General features: G+C 41.4%; 22 protein-coding genes. 10 read left to right on the plus strand and 12 right to left on the minus strand.

The genetic code is table 11. The features are described from left to right. The first annotated feature begins 142 nt into the window (after positions 1 to 142). A complete protein-coding gene (gene dusB, locus M9899_01740) occupies positions 143 to 1,177 on the plus strand; it encodes a tRNA dihydrouridine synthase DusB (protein ID MCO5112875.1) in 1,035 nt (344 codons plus the stop codon). Positions 1,178 to 1,179: 2 nt separating this feature from the next. On the opposite strand, the gene M9899_01745 is transcribed toward dusB, so the two are convergent. From M9899_01745 to M9899_01790, 10 genes are all read right to left on the minus strand, one after another. After that, complete coding sequence (locus M9899_01745) at positions 1,180 to 1,818, minus strand: hypothetical protein (protein MCO5112876.1); 639 nt, start codon at positions 1,816 to 1,818, stop codon at positions 1,180 to 1,182. Further along, complete coding sequence (locus M9899_01750) at positions 1,818 to 2,981, minus strand: transglycosylase domain-containing protein (protein MCO5112877.1); 1,164 nt, start codon at positions 2,979 to 2,981, stop codon at positions 1,818 to 1,820. The genes M9899_01745 and M9899_01750 overlap by 1 nt, the downstream gene beginning before the upstream one ends. 20 nt (positions 2,982 to 3,001) lie before the next feature. After that, positions 3,002 to 3,976, minus strand: coding sequence for an NAD-dependent epimerase/dehydratase family protein (locus M9899_01755; GenBank protein MCO5112878.1), 975 nt, complete (start codon positions 3,974 to 3,976; stop codon positions 3,002 to 3,004). 6 nt (positions 3,977 to 3,982) lie between these two features. After that, the gene (locus M9899_01760) at positions 3,983 to 4,507 is read right to left on the minus strand and encodes a peptidylprolyl isomerase (protein MCO5112879.1); all 525 of its coding nucleotides are present in this window, start codon (positions 4,505 to 4,507) and stop codon (positions 3,983 to 3,985) included. Between the two features lie 299 nt (positions 4,508 to 4,806). Then, positions 4,807 to 7,098, minus strand: a complete 2,292-nt coding sequence (locus M9899_01765; protein MCO5112880.1) for a hypothetical protein — start codon at positions 7,096 to 7,098, stop codon at positions 4,807 to 4,809. 15 nt (positions 7,099 to 7,113) lie between these two features. Beyond that, entirely contained in the window at positions 7,114 to 8,523 is a 1,410-nt protein-coding gene (locus M9899_01770) for a translocation protein TolB (GenBank protein ID MCO5112881.1), read from the minus strand. Positions 8,524 to 8,542: 19 nt separating this feature from the next. Further along, a complete protein-coding gene (locus tag M9899_01775; GenBank protein MCO5112882.1) occupies positions 8,543 to 9,316 on the minus strand; it encodes a TonB family protein in 774 nt (257 codons plus the stop codon). Positions 9,317 to 9,318: 2 nt separating this feature from the next. Beyond that, the gene (tolR, locus tag M9899_01780) at positions 9,319 to 9,744 is read right to left on the minus strand and encodes a protein TolR (protein ID MCO5112883.1); all 426 of its coding nucleotides are present in this window, start codon (positions 9,742 to 9,744) and stop codon (positions 9,319 to 9,321) included. 10 nt (positions 9,745 to 9,754) lie between these two features. Beyond that, positions 9,755 to 10,474, minus strand: a complete 720-nt coding sequence (gene tolQ / locus M9899_01785; GenBank protein ID MCO5112884.1) for a protein TolQ — start codon at positions 10,472 to 10,474, stop codon at positions 9,755 to 9,757. Positions 10,475 to 10,595: 121 nt separating this feature from the next. Further along, positions 10,596 to 11,024, minus strand: a complete 429-nt coding sequence (locus M9899_01790) for a hypothetical protein (protein ID MCO5112885.1) — start codon at positions 11,022 to 11,024, stop codon at positions 10,596 to 10,598. 362 nt (positions 11,025 to 11,386) lie between these two features. On the opposite strand from M9899_01790, the gene sufB reads away from it, so the two are divergent. The 5 genes from sufB (at position 11,387) to M9899_01815 (ending at position 16,679) form a co-directional block, all read left to right on the plus strand. After that, positions 11,387 to 12,820 (plus strand): Fe-S cluster assembly protein SufB, encoded by a 1,434-nt coding sequence (sufB, locus tag M9899_01795; protein MCO5112886.1) that lies wholly within the window; start codon positions 11,387 to 11,389, stop codon positions 12,818 to 12,820. A gap of 69 nt (positions 12,821 to 12,889) precedes the next feature. Beyond that, positions 12,890 to 13,636, plus strand: coding sequence for a Fe-S cluster assembly ATPase SufC (sufC, locus tag M9899_01800; GenBank protein ID MCO5112887.1), 747 nt, complete (start codon positions 12,890 to 12,892; stop codon positions 13,634 to 13,636). Position 13,637: 1 nt separating this feature from the next. Continuing rightward, positions 13,638 to 14,867: a SufD family Fe-S cluster assembly protein gene (locus M9899_01805; protein MCO5112888.1), complete on the plus strand. Its 1,230-nt coding sequence runs from the start codon at positions 13,638 to 13,640 to the stop codon at positions 14,865 to 14,867. A gap of 1 nt (position 14,868) precedes the next feature. Then, entirely contained in the window at positions 14,869 to 16,095 is a 1,227-nt protein-coding gene (locus M9899_01810; protein ID MCO5112889.1) for a SufS family cysteine desulfurase, read from the plus strand. Continuing rightward, positions 16,092 to 16,679: a NifU family protein gene (locus tag M9899_01815; GenBank protein ID MCO5112890.1), complete on the plus strand. Its 588-nt coding sequence runs from the start codon at positions 16,092 to 16,094 to the stop codon at positions 16,677 to 16,679. Before M9899_01810 ends, M9899_01815 begins: the two co-directional genes overlap by 4 nt. Here M9899_01815 and M9899_01820 read toward each other — a convergent pair. Together M9899_01820 and M9899_01825 are read right to left on the minus strand one after the other, a co-directional pair. Beyond that, a complete protein-coding gene (locus M9899_01820; GenBank protein MCO5112891.1) occupies positions 16,648 to 17,160 on the minus strand; it encodes a hypothetical protein in 513 nt (170 codons plus the stop codon). The genes M9899_01815 and M9899_01820 overlap by 32 nt on opposite strands. Continuing rightward, positions 17,145 to 18,935, minus strand: a complete 1,791-nt coding sequence (locus M9899_01825; protein ID MCO5112892.1) for a hypothetical protein — start codon at positions 18,933 to 18,935, stop codon at positions 17,145 to 17,147. Before M9899_01825 ends, M9899_01820 begins: the two co-directional genes overlap by 16 nt. Before the next feature lie 205 nt (positions 18,936 to 19,140). On the opposite strand from M9899_01825, the gene M9899_01830 reads away from it, so the two are divergent. The 4 genes from M9899_01830 to M9899_01845 are packed head-to-tail and all read left to right on the plus strand — an operon-like array spanning position 19,141 to position 21,852. Beyond that, positions 19,141 to 19,395, plus strand: coding sequence for a hypothetical protein (locus M9899_01830; protein ID MCO5112893.1), 255 nt, complete (start codon positions 19,141 to 19,143; stop codon positions 19,393 to 19,395). Beyond that, positions 19,396 to 20,037, plus strand: a complete 642-nt coding sequence (locus M9899_01835) for an ABC transporter ATP-binding protein (GenBank protein MCO5112894.1) — start codon at positions 19,396 to 19,398, stop codon at positions 20,035 to 20,037. It abuts the gene before it with no gap. Further along, a complete protein-coding gene (locus tag M9899_01840; GenBank protein MCO5112895.1) occupies positions 20,034 to 20,921 on the plus strand; it encodes a hypothetical protein in 888 nt (295 codons plus the stop codon). The genes M9899_01835 and M9899_01840 overlap by 4 nt, the downstream gene beginning before the upstream one ends. Then, positions 20,908 to 21,852 (plus strand): hypothetical protein, encoded by a 945-nt coding sequence (locus M9899_01845; protein MCO5112896.1) that lies wholly within the window; start codon positions 20,908 to 20,910, stop codon positions 21,850 to 21,852. The genes M9899_01840 and M9899_01845 overlap by 14 nt, the downstream gene beginning before the upstream one ends.

Below are 21,852 nucleotides of genomic sequence, written 5' to 3' on the forward strand. Positions count from 1 at the left end.
GGGGGGAGTGTGCTTTGTCTTGAGTGAAAACGTAGCATTGAGACGGATATTTCTTTATATTTAGATGAGTTTTTTCACAAGATAGACGTTAGTGCAAAAAAAACTTGCAGCTCGGCAAAGAACCTACGTATAAAACACAGCAATGACCGAAGAAAAACTCTTACAACACCTTAATCAAAATCCTTTTGTTCTGGCTCCTATGGCGGCCATTACGGACTGTGCGTTTCGATCTTTTATGAAAAGCATGGGGGCAAGTATTGTTGTAACGGAATTGGTGTCAGCCACAGGTTTAAAATTTTCTTCAGAAAAGACTTTAAAACTTATGCGCTTTAATGAAGATCAAAGACCTGTTGGGATTCAGCTTTTTGGTGAGGACCTAGAACATCTGTCTCACGCTGCCAAAGTATGTGAGGACTTGGGAGCGGATTTTGTCGATCTCAACTTTGGATGTCCTGTGCCGAAAGTGGTTAAACGTGGAGCGGGTTCGGCTCTTCTCAAAGATTTAGATCAGCTGAGAAAAGTTTTACAAACAGTGAAAGGTAGCACCCGCCTTCCAGTCACGATTAAAATCAGAACAGGTTGGGATCAACAGACTCGCAATGCAGAACAGGTATGTCAGATTGCTTATGAAGAAGGGATCACGTGGGTCGCTATTCATGGGCGAACAAGGGCTCAAGGTTATAATGGCAAGGCGGATTGGGATTATATTAGATTTGTAAAATCTGAAAGCAAGGTGCCTGTGTTGGGTAATGGGGATTTAATATTCCCACCACAAATTATTGGGACTTTAAAATCCAGTCAGTGTGATGGGGTGATGATTGGCAGGGGATGTTTAAAAAATCCATGGATTTTTAAAGAGTGTATGAGTCTTTGGAACTCTCAATCTGGTAATGCAGATTTTCGAGAAGCACGGGATCACTTAAATGTCTTACATCAGCTTTATAATTCTTTAGAGAAGGACCTTGATGATGAGCGGATCATTGGGATACAACTGAAAAAGTTCTCATCGTGGTTTTCTTCAGGTTACCCAGGTTCTTCTGGATTCAGAAAAAAAATATTTGAAATCAAAAATGTAGAAGACATCTTGTCTTGCGCAAAAGATTACTTTGAAGAGATCAAAAACATGCCCCAACCAGATACAAGTTCGGAAGCTTTCTTAATGGGTGGGCACGGATAGGTTTAAAGAGAGGTCTTTTCCCAAACCTCTGCTACACGCTTGTCTTGCCCACAGCGGAAATCGGTTTCGCCCTGCTTTAAAGGTTGTAGTAATACGAACTGATTTTTCTTGGGCATTGTGATTTCGTATTCAAAAAGATTATTATCTTCTAGCGAAGCATTAAAACTTTGAACAAGACCAGGGCAATCAGGAGAGGTAAGTTCATCCAAAAAGATCACTAAAATACCTTCATCAACAATATAAAAACCATTGCCAATAGTTTTACAGGTCACATCACGTCCTAAAGGGATTAAAACACTGTCTTCGAATTTATTGTTATGAGCAAAAGTTTTAGTGGGTGGTTCGGTAAGTGAAGCGAATGGATTTTGTGGTTGATCGTCAGGAACAGCAGTTCCGTCTTCACATTGAAAACTTTTAAGAACCCAAGTCCCAATTAAAGAATCCTGAAGAGAGCTTGCGGGAGTTTCTTCATCTGCTGAATAAGGCACCAAAAAATTGTGATCTTCATCTGCTGTGGTACGAGTTTTAAGAGAGGAAGGCTCTTGGTCAGTATGAGCTACAGATGGAATTTGAGCCAGTGTAGAGTCAAAAGGTACAAAGAGAATCAGTGGAGTCAGTAAAAGTAAAAATAGATTTAACATTAAAACCCTTCGGCATCGTATCCCATGTCTCCTTCGTCCTCACCGTCATACTCATCAGGAAGCTCATTACTTCTGTCGTCTCGTTCCGAAGAACGGTCATCGTCTTCGTCATATTGGCGTGAACGGCCTCTTTGCGAGTCTGACTGAGAACTTGGAGGTTCGAAGCCCGCGTCGTCTTCAGCACCATAATCGTTAGGGTTTGTATCGGTGTCATCAAAAACCTGGTCATTTGAATTATTTTTAGGTCTAAAATTATAAGAAGGGTTCTCTTCCTCATCAGGGCTTGCGGGTGTGGCTTTAAAGTTGGAAAAGACAGGTTCGTCTGACTCTGGAGCATCAAGATCGTCGGTTTGGTCTTCTGTAAGGTCCATGCCGTTAGGGTCAAAGCCTGCATCCATAGGGTTTTGTGAATCCCAAGGAAACTGCGCTAAAGCATTTTCGTATTGAACTCTTTCGGAAGAATCAATTTGTCCACGACGTTCAAAGTTCTTCAGTAAGGACTTTATTTTTTTGATCTGCCAAGGGCTTAGCTTTCTATCAGAAAAACTTTTTGAAATGCGTTTGGGGTTGGGGAGCAAAGTGACTAAGTATAAAGACTCTAACAGTTCTAAATCAGATACGGGTTTTTTAAAATAAAACTGTGCTGCACGCTTTACGCCATAAAGGTCTGTGCCTAGTTCCACCACATTGAGATATTTTTCGAGAATAAGAGATTTAGAATATTTTTCTTCAAGTGCTTGAGCTAGAAAATACTCTTTAAACTTCCGTATCAAACTTTTCCCTTGATGGAGGTAAGCATTTTTCACAAGCTGTTGTGTTAGAGTGGAGCCCCCACGCGCGAAGTGTCGTTGTTGGATATTTTTCTTCAGACTGTTTTTAATCTCAACCCAATCCACACCCTTATGGTCAAAAAATTTATCATCCTCGCTCATAAGAATGGCTCTTACAAGTTGATCGGAAATTTGATCTAAAGAAATATAGTTGGGGTTCTTTTCACAAAGTAGGACCTTGTGAACGCTGGTTTCAAAACAGCTATCAAGAGGAGGGTAATTGTTGAGATTAGGTTTTAAGAGCCGCACAGCAGATGTCACAACTAAGAAGGAACCAACAATAAAAAATAAAAACTTTATGATAAGGTCAATTTGTGAACGACTAATTTTCATAATAAACCAAAAGTTAATGATTAAAGGATATTATCTTTGGCCCATTTTACACTAGATTGTAAGGCCTCATCTACTGGACTAGGCTTAAACTCTAACTCTTTTTTAGCTTTTGTGCAGCGGAACCAATGGTAAAGTTGAGTGACCTTTGCGGTTTCAGAATCAATAGGTTTACCACCTGTAAATTTCCCTATAAATCCCATCAGATTCATGATGCTAGAGGGAAGTTCGATTTTAGGGGGCTTAGACCCAGCAAGGGCCGCAATTTTCTCTAGAAGGTCTTTAATGTAGAGATTTTCATCGCCACAAAGGATATATCGTTCGCCTGTTTTGGCAAGCTCCACAGATTTATAAATGGTATCTACGACTTCAAAGACCCCGACAACATTCACCCCACCATGAGGATAAAAGGGGAGTTTGCCACGCATGACTTTAAGTTGTGATTTGCGACTGCCCTTAAGCATGTCCCCTGGTCCATATACTGTGGAGGGGTTAAGAGCAAAGGCATCTAAGTTTCCCGCTTGAGCTTCTGCTAAGACCAACTTTTCCGCTTTACGTTTGGTTTCAAAATAACCAAAGTTATAACTAGAAATCAGGTAAGGAGAGTTTTCGTCTAAAATTTCAAAAGGAGTTCGGCCTGCACCTACAGCCACTACGGAGCTGAGGTGCACAAAACGTTTTATGCTGGGTGTGGCCTTGGCTACAGCAAGCATGTTTTCTGTCCCAAGGACGTTGATCTTTTCCATCATGGCACGTTCAGATTTGCGGTAACCAATATGGCCCGCAAGATGAAAAACCACATCAATGTTTTCAAAAGCTGCAGGTAAAGACTTAAGGTCTGTGATGTCTCCAAAGGCCTTGTCAAAATCAAGATCATAAATCAAGGGAAAGGTGCTGGTCTTGCGACAAAGCACCCTGACATAATGGCCTTCAGAAATTAACTTTCTAACTAACCATGAACCTATAAATCCGCTAGCACCTGTGACTAAACATCTCATATAGAACTACTGACGAATGATTTCGACCTTTTCAATAATAACAGGATCACGGGGTTTGTCTCTGCCATCAGTAGAAACTTTACTGATGGCGTTAGCAATGTCTTGGCCCTCAACGACTTGGCCAAAAATAGAATATCCTTGTCCCACAGAACGACGAGCATCAAGATGAGGGGTAGAGGCTACAGTTATAAAAAACTGACTGCCGTTGGTGTTGGGCCCAGCGTTGGCCATGGAAAGAACACCTGGCTTGTCATGTTTAAGCTCGGGATGAAATTCATCGGCAAACTGATAACCAGGACCACCTGTGCCAGTACCTAAAGGACAACCACCTTGAATCATAAAATCAGGAATAACACGATGAAAAGTAAGACCATCGTAATATTTGCGTTTTGTTTTTGTGCCTGTTTTAGGGTCAGTGAACTCTTTGGTTCCTTCGGCTAGGCCCACAAAATTTTCGACGGTATTAGGGGCCATCTTGGGATAGAGTTCAGCTTTGATCTTACCTTTATTTGTATGAAAGATTGCAAACATTTTTTGATTCTCCTTGTTTTTTGCAGTTGCCTTGGCAACGGGTGTAGCCACTGGGGCTTCAGATGTGGTTTCAGAAGGTGTCTCTTCAGGTGCTTTTTCTGTGGCCTTATGTTCGTAACTTGCAAGTTCAGGTGCTGCAGGACTGTCTGTGGCGCCATCACTTGAGCACTTGTTCATACCAAAAAGAGAGCAGTTCGTTAATAAAAATAAAAAAGAAATATAAAATATAGAACGTGTCATAAGAACTCCTAGATGAAGATGAATCTTAGGTTAAAAGTTTAAACGAGATGATTTGAAATTCATAGTAAAAAAGGGTGGTGGGCTTCTATAAGCTTATGGGCTTGGCGTAAGGTTTCGTGAAGGGAGTCATAGGTTAATGGGGTGGGCAAGATGGACTCAGAGCCAGAGGGCAGATCAAAGATCATTGGAGCATTATATTCTGTCACAGCAAGGTCTGTAGTTGCTGATTTAAGGGCACAGATTTGTTCTGTAGTGCGTAATTGTCGATAAATCTGCACAAGCTGTTGGGAAGTGTCAGAGCTGAGATGTCCTGCTGTGGTCAACTCTTGGACAATATCATTAAAAGCATTGCCTTGTGGATAGTGGCCTTTATCTAGGCAGAGATGCTGAATAAAGAACTCAAGATCAATCAGCCCACCTTGGGTTTCTTTGGGAGAAATTTTATTGGCATGTAGTGGCAGAAGCCTCTTGGATCGAATGTCTAACAGTTCCTCTTTTTGCACAGATGTGAGGCCAAAGTGCTGAGAGTTAAAATTGAATTTCTGGGCATTGTTTAAGAAAGAGTTTCTAAGGTAAGACTGTTTAATCCATGCCGAAGTCCCAGGGTCTGAGATGTAGGCCCCTAGTTTGGTGCTGTTTGTGACAATAGGGCCTGCATTGCCTGAAGGTCTAAGTCGCAAATCAATATTGTAGAAAGGGCCATAAAAAGTATGGTGGCCAATATAGTGGATGACCTTTCGGACTTTTTTTAGATCTATATTTTCATCCTCGCAGACAAAAATAAAATCAAGGTCAGACTTTAAGCCCACCTCTTGTCCAGACCACTTTCCTAATCTGAGGATTTTGATTTTATCTGTGTCAGGAAAAACTTTATTCAGTATGGTCCCAATGCAACGATCTGCTGTCAAAGAGAGAGTGCTTGTGAGGGTGTCCACATTAAAGTGAATCAAAAAATCTCCAAGGGCGGTGATGTAGTTCAGTAGTCTAAAGTCGACAAGTTGGGTGAGCAGAGTTTCATCATCCGCAGATTCATTGATGATGGTCTTTTGAATCAAAAACAAGTCAAAGAGATCAGGACGAAGTAAAAGAATACGGGACAGATAGGGAGAGTACTTTAGGGACTGCAACAGATTTGTAAAGGTTTTGGGATGAGATAAAATAAGGTCTTTATACTGCGGTTTTTTTTGTAGAAACTGTTTAAGATTTTCTAGATGAGGAAATTTTTCGACGTCCATCTCCTCGTCAATAATACTGATATGTGAGACAGTTTTTTTTCTGTTCCCAATGATCTGATTCATATACCCAATTAGGATTTCAGTATTTTCTTTGCAAGCGTTATTGATATCTTGGGCAGCAATAGGAATGTGTGTGCTGACAGAGTGCTCTTGGGAGTCGGTGTAGATTTGGATTAAATTCTCAACTCGTCTTAAAAAGTCATAGTTTTTTTGCAGAATCTGAAGCTCATCGTGTTTAATGTAATTTTTATTTGCAAGATGATCTAAGAGTAAATAAGTGTTTGGTGTATGCAGATCCTCGTCACGCCCACCATAAAGCAGTTGCAGTGAGTTGAAAAACAGCTCCAAACTGCGGATACCGCCTGGGCGAAGTTTAATGTTGTTGGGGTCGTGGTTATGTTGGAGGATTTTATTTAAAAGACCCGAGAGGTCTTCTATAAGATTCATATTCACGTATTTTCTAAAGCAGAATTTTTTAATATGGCTGAGATAATCTGCATCTGTATCCGATGTTGTGTTTTTGAAAATAGACCGTGAGCGGGTGTAGATAAGTCGTTCCCAAAGTTCCGTGCTATTCCACAGATAATCAATCAATCCTTGTGGGGGAATGATAAAACGATCTTTAAGTGGTTGAGGCTTCAGATTGAGGTCTACTCTGGACAGAAATCCCCACTCTGTTTTTTGATTGATCAACTTAATGAATCTACGTGTTTTAGCAAGTAAAGGTCCATTAAGGTCATCGGCAATGAATAAAACATCAATGTCAGAACTAAGGTTTAATACCTGTGATCCGTACTTACCCAGTGCCAAAAGATCAAGAGGCTCCTGATCAAGTCCCGTGTCTTTTTGCAGAGCCATAAGTATGTCATCCATGGCTTGTGACCAATGAGAAAAAATAGTTCTGTTAGGGGCATTGTCAAAAAAACTTGCCAAAGCAGACATAATCCAAGCGTTATGGCGGACGGAATAAATAGAAGGAATATTTTTTTGTTCAAGAAGTCTTAGATAAGTTCTTGCAATGGGAGAGAACTTTGTGAATTCGTTAAGCTCGTTTGCAGAATACCCTTCAATCTTCTGAAGGGTATGGTTTGTAAAAGTCTCTTGTGTATGTCCCAAAGTGGTTATGGCCTGTTAATTTAAGAAAGGCGACCATTTAGGTTGGAAGTAGTTAAAGTTGTCGTTTGTGATGGGCACATTGATACTGCCTTCGGTATTGGTGATATAAAGTTGCTTTCTACCCGTTTTGTTACTGGAGTACACAATGAATCGACCATCAGGTGAAAAGCTTGGGGCTTCGTTTGAGGCCCAGTTCCCGTTAGGGCGTCTTTCTTGGGTAAGGCGTTTTAGGTTTGTACCGTCAGTATTCATGATAAAGATGTCAAAATGGGATTGATCCCATCCTGCAAAGGCAATTTTTTTACCGTCAGGAGAGTACGACGGTGTGGCATTGTATCGCCCAGCTCTGGTGATACGTTTGGCGGGTGTAATGGGGGAAATGCCCATAGTGTAAATCATAGGACGTCCACTGCGATCAGAAGAAAAAGCTATGGTCTTTCCGTCGGGAGCCAGTGCGGGTTCCACGTTCATGGCCCCAAATGGACCGCTAGTGATACGGTTTTCAATTTTCCCATCAAGACTGATTTGGTATATATCAGGAGTTCCAGTAGCAGAGAGAGTCATCAGCAAGCTGCGGCCACTGGGAAAAAAGACAGAGCCAGAGTTGATTCCTGTTCGTGAGGAAACAAGAACACGCTTTTTATTTCTTATGTCATACACATACAAATTAGCATTACGTGTTCCTTTCCGTGGGTCCACAGTGAATGCCGAGTAAGCGATTTGATTTCCACCAGGGGACCATGTTGGAGAAAGCGTGATAGACTTGTGTTCTGTCAGTTGGGTGATTTGCGAGCCGTCCCAATTCATGGAGTAGATTTCTTTGAAACCCTTTCCAGCACGGTCAGATCCAGCTAAAATTTTGGTTTTAAAAATAGAAGGCAAACCTGTTAGCTTTTGCATGACATCGTTTGCAAAATCGTGTCCTGCCTCTTGTGGGAACAGGGCGGTTGCGGTGTAGTCCTTTTCAAAAACAAGTTTAGATTCAGGAACGTAATAGAGATAAAGCCTTAATGTGACTTCCTTACCACTTACACTCTTTACGAGCCCCTGAATTAAAAATTCCGTATTATTGTCCTGCCATTTTTTGAAATCGAATCCCTTTCTATCAAGATTTTTTGGTAAATAAGATACTTCGCTGGGTTTCTCAAGAAAGCTGCTTGCGGGCATAAATTGGAAGTAATTAGAAAAGTTCAGATCGCTTTCGATAGTGCGTTGGATTAGGTCTCGTGACTTTTTAAAGTCAGCACTGTCTTTACTAATTTGAATGCCTGGCATGGCAATCAAACTTTTCTTCATTTGGGCTTTTCCGATATTGATGTAAATGTGCTCAGAGGGCTGAGCTTTGATGTGAGGTTGATTCTGTGCGAAAGCAGAAGAGCAGAGTAGAAGAAGACTTGCTAGCAGCAGATGGGCAGTTGATTTCATAAAAAACCTCCAATGTTCTTTAGTTAAAGGAGAGGACCACACCCTTAATAGCCACAACATTAACAAACTTGTCATCAGGTGGAGGGAAAGGCGAGGACTTCGTTATAGTTTCTAATACATATTTGTCATAAATAGAGTTGCCGCTGGATTTGATCAGTTCTTTTGCTGTTACAAGACCTGTTTCATCTATTTTGATAAGAACCTCAGCATTGAGGTCACCATCTTGTAACCAGGGCGGCAGGTCCCAGTGGTTTTTTACTGCATCCTGTAAAACTTTTTTATAGTTATTGTATTGAATTTTATTAACACCCTCGATGGCATCACCTACAGCAAGGCGGTTTCCTTTAATGGGGGCTGCGTTATTTGCTGCTTTGGGTTGGGTGGTGGTTTCGATGTTTTTAAGGGCCTCAAGTTCACGCAGACGACTTAGGGCGGCCATTTCATCAATGCTGTCATCAGGCTTTGCGGTTTCAGGTTTTTTGTTGTCGGGCTTGGCAGGATCAGATTTTTCTTGTGGTTTTTGTGCTACGACAGGTTTTGGTTTTTCCGCAGGTGTTTCTGCTTTTTTGGGTTGTTCTTTGGTGTCTTTGGGTTTTTCTAAAACTTTAGGAACAACTTTGTTGTCGCCTTTATCGGGGAGTGCCACAAGATCTACTTTAATGCTGGGAGTGTCATCTAGGTGACTTAGATCAGGAAAAAATAAAACCTTAACGCCAAAGATAAGAAATATCGACGCGTGGAACGCGAGAGACATTTTTAAATAAGGTTTTAAATCATCAGGAACAAACTTCATATTTATTTGTCTCTTGGAACGGTAACCAGTGAAATGCTAAAGATACCTGCGGATTGAACTTCGCCCATAACTTTGGCCACGGATTCGTAGGTGACTTTTTTGTCGGCTTCAATAAAGACGCGTTGATCTGCTAAGCCTGTTGTCATGCCTCGTATTTTATCAGCTAAAAGATCAACGGGGATCTCTGTGCTTCCAATAAAGACTTTACCAGACGTTTTTATCGTGATTGTCAGAGGATCGTTTTTAGTGTGAGGAGTACCAGTCCCTTTGGTTTCAGGCAGATCAATGCTCAGTCCCTGTTTCATCATGGGGGCTGTGACCATAAAAATAATTAAAAGAACTAGCATGACATCCACCAAAGGTGTGACGTTGATTTCGCTCATTGCGCGGCGAGATCCGCCGCCTCCAGAAGGTGCGCTCATTCCCATCGAAGGCTCCTTAGTTGTTGGCTAAATTCTTTTCAGCAATTGTTAGAAACTCATTGGCAAAATGATGAAGCTCCACCTCTTCTTTTCTGATTTGCCCAATGTAATGGTTGTAGGCAATAGAAGCGGGGATGGCAGCAGCAAGGCCGATAGCTGTAGCAATTAGAGCTTCAGAAATACCAGGGGCCACAACGGCTAAGCTGGCCATTTTGGTTTCACCGATTTTTTGGAAGGCACTCATAATTCCCCAAACCGTTCCGAAGAGTCCAATGAAAGGCCCAGAGCTACCTGTCGTGGCAAGGAAGTTCAACCGACTTTCCAAAGCGCTGATTTGATTTTCGGCATTCTGAGCTAAAGATCGTTGGAGCATGACAGAGGGCTGAACCATAGAGTTGGTAGAATCCATCTGTGAAATTTCTTTGAGATCTTTGTAACCATTTTCAAAGAGTTTAAAGAGAGTGGAATCTCTAAACTCATCACCATCTGCTAAGACATCTTCAAAAGAAGTCGACTTCCAGAATTTAGCCACAAACTTCTTGTTTTGTGCGCGTACTTTTTTGAAGGCCGCACGTTTAGAGAAAATGATCATCCAAGAAAAGATCGACATAAAAACTAAGATAAGCAAGGTGAGTTTAACAATAGGGCCAGCGGAAGCGATGGCATGCCAAGCTCCCATTTTGACTTCGACTTCGGCTGCGTGTGCATAATTTGAAAACAAAAGTTGGATCATCATTGAGGTCTCCTAGTTGTGAAGAAGAATTACTATATAAATGTGCCAATTTCTGAGAGAAAGCTCAAGTCATTAAGTTTCATGAACGATTCAGAACAAGGTTGCGGCATGAGGGACTTCGTGTTTATTTTTGCACAAATAGGATCAGCTTGCGACGTTGGATTTCTTTTAAGACTCTTGGATGTAAGTCGGTGGGACTTTGGTTGATGACAACGAAATCCCCTTCAAGTGGTGCTGCAGGTTCTAAAAAAAGTGAGTTTAGAAATATAAATTGTAACCACTGTGAAAGCCTGACCCCGTAAAACCAGCGAGGCTTAAGTCCACTAAAATAATTTTTGGCATTAGAATAGGGGGTTTGGATGAACACACATTCGAAGTCCTTAAGGGGCGCAAGGATCTCATCATAGTTTTGTGTGCGTGAGGTGTCGAAGTTCAGGTAGATAAAAAAGCACTGGGCATCAGGGTTGATGGTCACGCGATCGTCTTCAGATTGGAGGTGTATAAATTGCGTTAAGGGGAACTTGGGGGAGCCTAAATCAGAGTCATTTTCCATAACAAACCCTGAGTTATTTTCATTTAAATACATAATATCACTGATATTTTTCAATACAGAGCTGTCTAGCCTGGAATATACTTGATTTCGCCCATACCAGACGATAAGGACATGAAGGACAAGGGCAAAAATCAACACCCCGAGTGCAATTTGCATAAACTTAACCAGTGCTTGTGTCCAACTCATGTCGAGGTGATAGCTTGCCGAGCGGGGTTTGCCAAGATGAAGTTTTTAAGTGCTCCATGAAAATTCTTTAAAGCCGACTTTTGTTACTGAGAATGAAGGTTAAATATAGTATTTTTGAGGCAACATTTAGGGCTTATTTTGACAAATTCCCCTTTGTATTAGACACAGGTACCATAATGTCAGAAGTTAAAGATCAAAACACTTATAAATATGGGTTTGTCACGAATATCGAGAGTGATCGTGCGCCCAATGGCTTGAATGCTGAAATTGTGAAATTCATTTCAGAAAAAAAAGAAGAGCCGCAATGGTTACTGGACTTCCGTTTAAAAGCCTTAAAACAGTGGGAAAAGATGGTGGAGCCCAAGTGGGCGCATGTTCATTATCCACCGATAGATTTTCAGGCGATTTCCTATTATTCCGCCCCCAAAAAGCAGAGCGGAAATAAGCATCAGAGTCTAGATGAGCTGGACCCCGAACTGATTAAAACCTTTGAGCGCCTAGGTATCCCTGTTTCTGAGCAAAAAAGAATCAGTGGCGTGGCTATGGATGTGGTTTTTGATAGTGTTTCTGTGGGAACCATTAACCAAAACTTACTTGAAGAACATGGTGTGATCTTTTGTTCCATAAGTGAAGCCGTCAAAAAATATCCTGAACTTGTAAAGAAGTATTTGGGATCAGTGGTGCCCATTGCAGATAATTTTTATTCTGCACTCAACTCCGCTGTTTTTACGGATGGATCGTTTTGTTATATTCCAAAAGGTGTGAAATGCCCCATTGATCTTTCGACTTACTTCCGCATCAATGCCGAAGAAACGGGGCAGTTTGAAAGAACGCTTTTGATCGCGGATGAAAGCAGTTTTGTAAATTACCTTGAAGGCTGCACGGCCCCTATGCGCGACGAAAATCAACTGCACGCTGCGGTTGTGGAATTGATCGCCTTAGACGATGCAGAGATCAAGTACTCTACAGTTCAGAATTGGTACACAGGAGACAAAGAGGGACGAGGTGGAATTTATAACTTTGTCACTAAACGCGGGAAGTGTGTGGGCAAGAATTCTAAAATATCTTGGACCCAAGTGGAGTCAGGTTCAGCCATCACATGGAAGTATCCTAGTTGCATCCTGCAAGGAGAAAACTCTGAAGGTGCGTTTTATTCAGTGGCTTTGACCCACGATAAAATGCAAGCCGACACAGGAACCAAAATGGTTCACATTGGCAAGAACACCAAGAGTACAATCATATCCAAGGGAATTTCTACGGACAGTTCTGCCAACAGCTACAGAGGACTGGTTAAAATCATGCCTTCCGCTGAAGGGGCTAGAAATTACTCGCAGTGCGATTCCATGTTGGTGGGCAACTCTTGCCAAGCCAATACGTTCCCGTACCTAGAGGTTAAAAACCCCACAGCAGTGGTGGAGCACGAGGCGAGCACGTCAAAGATCAGTGAGGATCAGCTTTTTTATTTGATGTCGAGAGGGTTAGATATGGAGTCGGCCATTTCGATTCTGGTGAATGGGTTTTGTAAAGATGTTTTTAAACAGCTGCCATTAGAATTTTCTGTAGAGGCTGTGAAACTGATTGAAATGAAACTCGAAAACTCGGTGGGTTAAGGTTGCTATAAGTGATCTCGACAAGCCAGAGTGGATACGAGTGTTAAAAGAGTGAGTGGAAGAGATAAGATGTTATCAGTTAAAAATTTATGTGCACGTGTAGAAGATAAAGAAGTTCTAAAAGGCTTAAACATCAATGTCGAGCCAGGTGAAATCCATGCCATCATGGGTCCTAATGGATCAGGCAAAAGCACGTTCTCAAAAGTTCTAGCGGGCCATCCCACCTATGAGGTGACTTCGGGAGAAGTTCTTTATGACATCAACATGGATATGAAGAATCTTTTTGATCTTGCGCCTCATGAAAGGGCTTTAGAGGGAATATTTTTAGCCAATCAATATCCAACAGAAATTCCAGGCGTAAGTAATATTGATTTTTTGCGTGCTTCATTTAATGCCATCTGCAAGCATCAAGGCACTGCCGAAATGTCAGAATCAGAATTTGAATCTTATGTGATCGAAAAAGCTAAGCTTGTTGAACTTAATCCTTCATTTTTATTTAGATCGGTGAACGAAGGTTTTTCTGGTGGCGAAAAAAAACGTAATGAAATCCTACAAATGGCGGTTTTATCCCCACGCCTTTGCCTTTTAGATGAAACGGATTCGGGTTTAGATATTGATTCTCTTAAAGTGGTGGCTAAAGGGGTAAATTCCTTACGCTCACCAGATCGGTCCATGATTTTGATCACTCACTACCAAAGATTATTAGATTACATTGTCCCTGATGTGGTGCATGTGTTTAAGGATGGAAGAATTGTAAAAACAGGCGATAAGGACTTAGCCTTAGAGCTTGAACGAAAAGGGTACGACTGGGTTTAGAATGACAAAGAGCTTACACGATTTCTTGACAGAGACCTCCAATGGCCAAACACTTTGGCCCACCTCAAAAGAAGAGGCGTGGAAGTACTTTGATTTTAAGAAATTAAAATCATTTGAAAACCTTGTCGTAGAGCAAGCAGGTTCTGATGCCTTCGATGTCGAGGTCTTAGCAGACTCTCAAAAAGAAATCCTTATCAGTGACAATAGAGTCAGGATTTCTCAGGACTTACTGGATTTAGGTGTAAAAGTCAGTCGTCAAGAAGAACTAAGAATTTTAAACTCCAACTCTAAAATAGATCAGAGATTTTTAAATATAAATAAAATTTTTCCTACAATTGTACTTGGCTTTGATACGGTGGAAATACCAGAGCCCATCAAAGTAAAGTTTAATTTTAAAGACGCAAAAAGAGACGTGGTGGGCACTACGGTGAAGTATGCTGTGAAAAACTCTAATGTGTCTGTTTATGAATTATTTGAGTCAAAGGACTTTGATCCTCAGACCTTTGTTTCTGTCTTCACACAAGTTGAACAGGTGGATTCTAGGTTTAGACATTTTGTTGTTCAGCAAAGTTTGCCCGCAACACTGGCTTTGCTTTATTCTAGCGAAGCCTCGCTGGGGGCTTTGTCTACGTACAAATTGTTTTTAACTTCTTTAAATAGTCAGTTCGTAAGAAATCAAAATAATGTTCATATTTTAAAATCTGATGTGAATGCCGAAGTTCTTACTTTTGTTCTTGCGGGGGACACTGGGTTTTCAGAATCCAGAACAGAAATTGCTCACTACGAACCTAATGGGGTGAGCAGACAGCTCTTTAAGGCCATTGTAGCTGATGAGGCTAGAGCCATTTTTAATGGCAGAATTTATATTGATCCCGTAGCTCAGAAGACGGACTCTGCCCAGTCGTGTAAAGGGCTGCTTCTGGGTGAGAAGGCGCAGATGAACGCCAAACCTGAATTGGAAATCTATGCTGACGATGTGAAGGCTGCGCATGGAGCGGCCATTGGTCAAGTGTCTAGTGACGAAGTCTTTTATTTGTTATCAAGAGGAATTTCTCCAGAAAAAGCATACGAACTTTTAGCTCAAGCCTTTGCGGGTGAAGTGATTCAAGGGATATCAGACTTACAAGTGCGAAAAGACATTTCTTTGAAGATCAAAGAGGCCTGCGCTCCTGTTTTTGCAGACTTAATTCAATCGTATAAAGCTCAGGATACAGTAAAGAGGAAGAACTAAAATGGGAATGCCGTTAATCCGCGATCAATTTCCTCAGCTCTTACAACGTGTAAATGGCCAGCGTCTTGTGTATTTAGACAGTGCTGCGACTACGCTTAAGCCTCAGGTCGTGATTGAGCGTTTGACTCAGTACTACACTTCAGAAGTTTCAAACGTTCACAGAGGCGCGCATTACTTTTCAAACCAAGCCACTGAAAATTTTGAAAAAAGCCGACAGACGGTAGCGCGCTTTGTGGGCGCATCTGCTCCCGAAGAGATTGTTTTTACGTCAGGCACTACTGATGCTCTAAATTTGTTAGCTTACGCCTTAGACTCTGTTGCTGATGTTCGCAAAGGTGAAGGACGTGATGAGATTGTCTTAACGGAGGAGGAGCATCATTCAAATATTGTTCCTTGGTACTGGTTTGCCAAAAGACATGGTTTAAAAATTAGAACTATTCCCTTTAACGAAAAGGGTGTTTTAGAGCTTGATACCCTTAAAACACTCATTACAGAAAAGACGCTGCTGGTTTCATGTGTTCACATGTCTAACACCTTAGGAACATTGAATGATGTTCAGGTGATATGTGCTAGAGCTCAAGAAGTTGGGGCGTTGAGCATTGTAGATGCGGCACAAAGTGTAAGTTTCGTAAGTCTTTCTGTGCAAGAGATCGGTTGTGATTTTTTATGCTTTTCATCCCATAAACTGTTTGGACCCGAAGGTTTGGGAGTCCTGTATGGACGTAAGGACCTTCTTAACTCCATGGGATATTATCGAGGAGGAGGGAGTATGATCTCTTCAGTGTCCTTTGATGAGATCCAATTTTTACCTGCCCCGCAAAAATTTGAGGCAGGAACGCCGTCCATTGGTGCGGTGATTGCGCTGAGGACTGCTATAGATTTTTTTAACGAAATCCCAAAAGATGAATTGCAAAGTCATGAAAGAAGTTTAGTTCATACCACCCATGAAATGTTAAGCGAAATTCCTGGTTATCAACCTCTGGGTGATGTGAGCTTTAAGCATAATATTTTAAGTTTCAACATTGACGGCTGCCATCCTGCGGATTTAGGAGCACTCATTGATGAGATGGGTGTAGCGGTACGTGTGGGCCATCACTGCACACAACCCATTATGGACAAAATGGGCGTGAGTGCTACTCTGCGCGCCTCTTTTTCGATTTATAACAACGGTCAAGATTGTCTGGCTTTTGTTGAAGCCCTTAAAAAAGCAAGAGAGATGTTATTATGAATGACCAACCCTTTATTTCACAAGACGTCAAAGTAAGACCTCAAATTACGCCTAATCCAAGAGCGATCAAATTTATTACGAATAAAACCATCAAGTCAGATGGTAAGGCCACATTTAATTTTCCTGAAGAGGCCGAGCAGCACCTTTTATTTTATGATATCTTTTTAATTGATGGTGTCAGACAGGTCTATGCCTTTCAAAATACGGTGACAGTCTCACACGACGGGACAGTACTCGTGGATGATTTTAAAAATGAAGTCACTGAGGTGCTTAAAGCCAGATTGCCTGATCACGATCCTGATTTTTTAACCCCAGAAGAAGAGAACTCTAAAAAACCCAAAGACCGCTCCCATTTATCCGCAGAAATGCAAGAGATAGAGGCCATATTGGATCGTACAGTTCGCCCTGGATTGCAGGCTGATGGGGGAGATTTGGATGTCATCGACTATCAGGATAACATTTTAAAAATATCTTACCAAGGCGCTTGTGGAACATGTCCCTCTTCATTTATGGGAACACTACAAGCGATTGAAGGCATTTTGCAAAACGAATTTAATCCTGATATTCGCGTTTATCCCGAATAACTTTGCGTGAACTTCTTTCTAGAAGTCGGTCTTTAGCTTCATCAATTTCTTTTTGAAAGAGTGAATTGTATATCGCAGTCAGATTAAAGTCGGTGCCGTCAGATTTCCCACTCACCATCAAAACCACTTTATGATTTAAAGCAGTACTGGTAACGGGCACATGGACATCCTGTAACCGACTTTCCGAAAAAGGCTCTCGTGATAAATCTTGTTCAAAGATCACTTGTGCGGGCTGATCTTCGAGAGCTAGCAGCCAAGTAATTTTGATATTTTCTAAAGACTTTTGCGTATCAAATACGGGACGCAGAACAATCTGCTGTTTATTTTCTTGTAAGGGCTTTATAGAAACCCGCACAGCAGGGGCAAGTTTTAAGGTGGTATGTTTTAGATGATTCACATATTCTACTTTTTTAGTGCACCCACTTGTAAATACAGCAGTGATTAAAAATAATAAAAGAGTCTTATCTATTCTTCGGGACATAAATACACTCCATTATTTCTGATGTTGTAATCAATTTGTCCATTGGTTCCGTTAGTGTGAATCACGTTGACGTTCATCATATAGTTTCCTGCGGGAAGATCGGCAATGTTGATGCTGTAAGTGGGGTAAGTTCCTGAGGGTATAGTGTCGTGCCCTACGATGTCGTCGTTGTCATAAAGATAAAAATTATCTCTATATAAAATGTAATTGATCTCGGCATCTATACCGCCAGAGAACTGAAAGATAATATCTGAATATAGAGCACCACCGCTGTGGTAGAAGTATAAAAAGTTATTATTAGTGACGAGATGCGAGTTGTGCCATGCGGGGTTTACGGGCGAGAGAAACGGTGGTCGCATTGTAAACCAATGAGGCGAACCCGTACAATTGATCAAACGGGCGCCAAAGGGAACTCGTTCTGGTGGAGTGGTCGTCATTGAAGGAAATCTGTCGTGAGCCTGTCGCTCATAATTGCGCAAAGGATTCCAGTTGATGCTTGGATCTGGAGCTTGGGCGTGAAGTTTGCCTTGCAGATGGTGCATTAGACTTGCAGAGACGAAGGCATGGTTATTGTGTTTAAAGCCATTGTTACCTGTCAGTGCAGACCAGAAAATATGAAAGCCATTTTTGGCACATTTATCATTGACGTTTTCAATATTAGCACTGCTACAGGCGACAGGTGAGTCGGTTTCACCAGGTGAATCATCGTAACTGTCCCATAAGACACGGGCTACAGAAAACTCTCTGAACTCACCTTCATTCTCTTGTACGGGCATATCGGTGTCTACGATCTCAATCGAAAAATCTACAACAAGCGCAGAGGCTCCAGAGATGTTTCCCCTTGAGTCCATGACTCGTGCAATGCCAGTCATAACACCTTGGAAGTACTGAGCCGCTCCTTCACTCCACGCCAAGCGTGGATCAATGATCTGGTTTCCATTATGAGCACCGCCAGGACTTGAGGCCTTTCCCATTGTGGCTTCGAGGAAGTGAAAGTATTCGTGCGCGATAATGCTTCGATCAAAGTGATCTGTGTCTGAATAATCTACGTCACCGTCAACGCCCCCAAGAAGAAAAATTCGATTTGTACCTTGGTAATAAAAAGAACTGATCGGACTTCCAGGTAAATAAGTGCCAGGGTTAAAACCCTTCTCCCAGTAAATATTGACTTTGGGTGCTGCTGTGAATGGTGTGCAGCCTGTGTAGGAACCCGTATTACATGTTCCTACTAGCTCGCGTAGCTTTTCATTGTATTTAAGTATTTGATCAAAAATATGAAAGGCTCCACCTTCAAGGGTGCCTGTAGCTTTGGCAAGTAGATTGATGACCTTGTTGTTATCTGCGGTGATAACCTTTTCCACAAAATACAGTTGGTTGCTTTCAGGGGATCTTAAGACGCTGGCTCTGACCTGAGCATCATTGAGTCCTCTAGAAAGGATTCGTACTCGATAGAGAGCACCATCTCTGGGCAGAGTCAGATTGTAATCGCCTTCTTGATCGGTCTCTCCGCATTGGACGATGTTATTTTGGCTGTCTAAAATGACAACCTCGGCATAACGAATAGGAGTTAAAATGTCATTTTCGTCTTCGTCTTTAGGTACGTGCCCTAAGCCGCGAAAGGTGGAGGTGTAAACAAGTTCGCGATATTCATATTGGGCCTTACCAGACACAGTGATATTGGGTCCACCAAAAATTAACGAGCCACTACAGTATGTAGGTTCGGGTGGTCCCTCATAAGTAGGGCTGATTCTCTCGTTGATATTTTCAACGGCCAAGTTTGCGCTTTTGAGTTTTCCGCAAGCGGTAAAACTCAGCACAAAAATGCAAGTTATAAAAAATTGGAAGACCCTATACATCACGGTAACTTATCGGCCTTTTGGGGGGGATAATTTAAGAAAACAACCTAGAGCTAAGGCCTGACTATCTGTTTCAACTTGAGACATCTTTCCTAAAAAAATAACTTCATGATATAAATTTGTAATGCTTAAGGGAAAAAACACAGATTTATGGTGCGGCGATAAGCAATTTCACGTGCAAACAGAGGACTGGGGCAGGGAGAATCCCTATATTGTCACTCGTATCTTCTGTGCTGGACGTGTGATCTATACGGTTAAGACCGACTATAACAGTTGGGTTGCAAAGAACATCCCCCAGTTGAATGAAAAACTAGAAAAAGCCCTAGGCATGCAGCACGACGATACCATTGCAGAAGTTCGCAGTGGGAAATGGCTTTAAATGAAGGTGTCTCTAAGTCATATTTATAAAACCTACCCTGGTCCCACTAAGGCCCTTGTGGATATCAATTTTGAAGTGGATGACGGCGAGAAGATTTATATCAGTGGAGCCAGTGGGGCGGGCAAAAGCACGCTCTTTAATATTCTTGCGGGTCTTACTGTACCTAGTTCTGGACGTGCTGTCTTTAATGGCACAGAGCTAAATTATGACTCCTATGCTTCTTTGGCTCAACACAGACGGCAAGTGGGAGTGATATTTCAAGATTTTAAACTTCTGAGTGACAGATCGATTTATGACAATGTGGTCTTGCCTTTTTATGCTTCTGGAAAAAAGCCTGATTCTCAAAAAGTATTTGAGGTTTTAGAACAATTAGACTTGAAAAACGTAAGTGACAAGACCGTGTCAGCGCTTTCTGGTGGGCAAAAGCAACGCGTGGCTATAGCAAGAACCATCTTGCAAGATCCTGATCTGATTGTCGCCGATGAGCCTACTGGAAATCTGGATTTCGAGATGAGCTGCCAGGTCATGGAGCTGTTCTTTCAATTTGAAAAGACCCTGATTGTGGCCACCCATGATCAACAGCTCATAAAAACTTATCCAGCCCGAACTTTCTTTATTGAAAAAGGTCATATTGCAAGATGATAGAGTTTATTTACAAAGAGTTTAAGAGAAATATCGGAGCCTTTCCTATACGTTCACTTTCTTTCATCGTATCTTTCATGTGCACCTATTTTATTCTGCTTGTGGCCGTGCTGTTTGTGCGCAATGTTTTTGAAAGTTTTGAAGTGTTATCCGAAGACTATAAAACGAGTTTGGTTTTAAGACCTGATTTTGAAGAGATAGAGATCAAGAATCTTTCACATAAAATAGCTGAGATCAGCCCTAATATTCGGGTGGACTTTGTAAGTCCAAAGCAAATTTTTGAAAACCTCAAGCAAGACAACTTACAGCTTAATCTAACGGATCAAGAGATCATTGAACTCGTACCTGCCGTGGCCGAGCTTCGGTTTAGTGATATGGGCCCGCTTCATAAGGTGCAACTCACAAAGGACATCAGCGATTGGGCTACGGGTGTAGCAGAGATTGATCAAGTGATTTCTCCTTATCCTACTGTGCAAAAACTTGTGGATATCTATCATAAGAATCGCGTGGGGATTTGGGGATTTATCACAGCACTTTACACATCTATTTTTGTACTTCTGTTTTTGCTTTTAAGTCTGTCGCTCAAAGAGCATAAAAATAAAACCAATCTGTTAAAGATTTTGGGATTTCCAAAAAACTTTATTCGTGGACCACTGATTTTAGAGGGTGTGTTTCTTTCTGCGATAGGTTTAATATTTGCGATCTCGATCCTGTTTGCAGTTTGGAATCAGTTGCAACAAGAATACAGTGAAGTCATAAATATTCCTTTTTTCTCTATGTATGAAATAGGAATACATCTGTTAGTGAATGTAAGTTTGGTTTTCTTTCTGACCACATTGATGACACAAAAAATAATACGGGAAGATTACGTTGAAAACCAGTAGCCGTATTGTCTTTCTGTTAATAGTATTTGGTTTTGTAGGTTCGTATGCTCAGGTGGATGCTTTAAAGACAACCAGAGGACAGAAGTTTAAACTGCAAAACGAAATCAAAAACCTAATCCGTAAAAGAAGTGAGTCCCAACGTAACATCCTTTATCTGGAATATGAAATTGAAGAAACCAAAGAGCGCATTAAAGAGAATCAAAAAAGAATTGAACAGATAGAGCAAAATATCAAAAAAAACTTAAAGACCTTTGTCGTTTCGCAGCTTCGTGAGACCAATAGTGATTTAAGCTTTAAGTCTAGAATCGAAGCGCAAATCTATTTTAATTGGAAAAAGCAATCAGACCAGATCACTAAGTTTAAAAATGAGATGCAACTGGCTTTAGAAGACATGAACTTGGCAAAACGTGAGTTGCAACAGTTTATCGACACCAGTAATTCTTTAACTTTTAGAATAGAAAAAGAAATTGAAGCCCTCAACGAACAGCAAGTGGCTTTAAGGTATAAAGCGATCAGTGATGGTCCAGATTCCATCTTTTACGCTATGGCAGGAAGGTTGTTCTGGCCTGTGTCGCAGGCCAAATTGGTAGGGTCACGTGGATTTTATAAAGTACGCGGGGAACGCGTCTTTGATTACAACGAGGGTATGAAATTTCTAGCAGCAACAAATTCGTCTGTGTTTCCGATCTATCGTGGTCAAGTGGAAGCCATTTTAGACATTGCAAACTTGGGCCCTTTAATTGTCGTTAAGCATACGGACAACATCAGGAGTTTTTATATTGGTGCTGTTCCTACTAAAAGTTTAATCATTGGTAGTAACGTAAGTCCTGATCAACAAATTGGTCTCGTCAAAGACACAGAATTGGAGCTAAAATTAAGATTCGATTCAGAATCTTTGGACCCTGTGCAATGGGTAAGACGGAGGAGATAA

It is taken from the genome of Pseudobdellovibrionaceae bacterium (assembly GCA_023954155.1).
GTDB lineage: Bacteria > Bdellovibrionota > Bdellovibrionia > Bdellovibrionales > UBA1609 > JAMLIO01.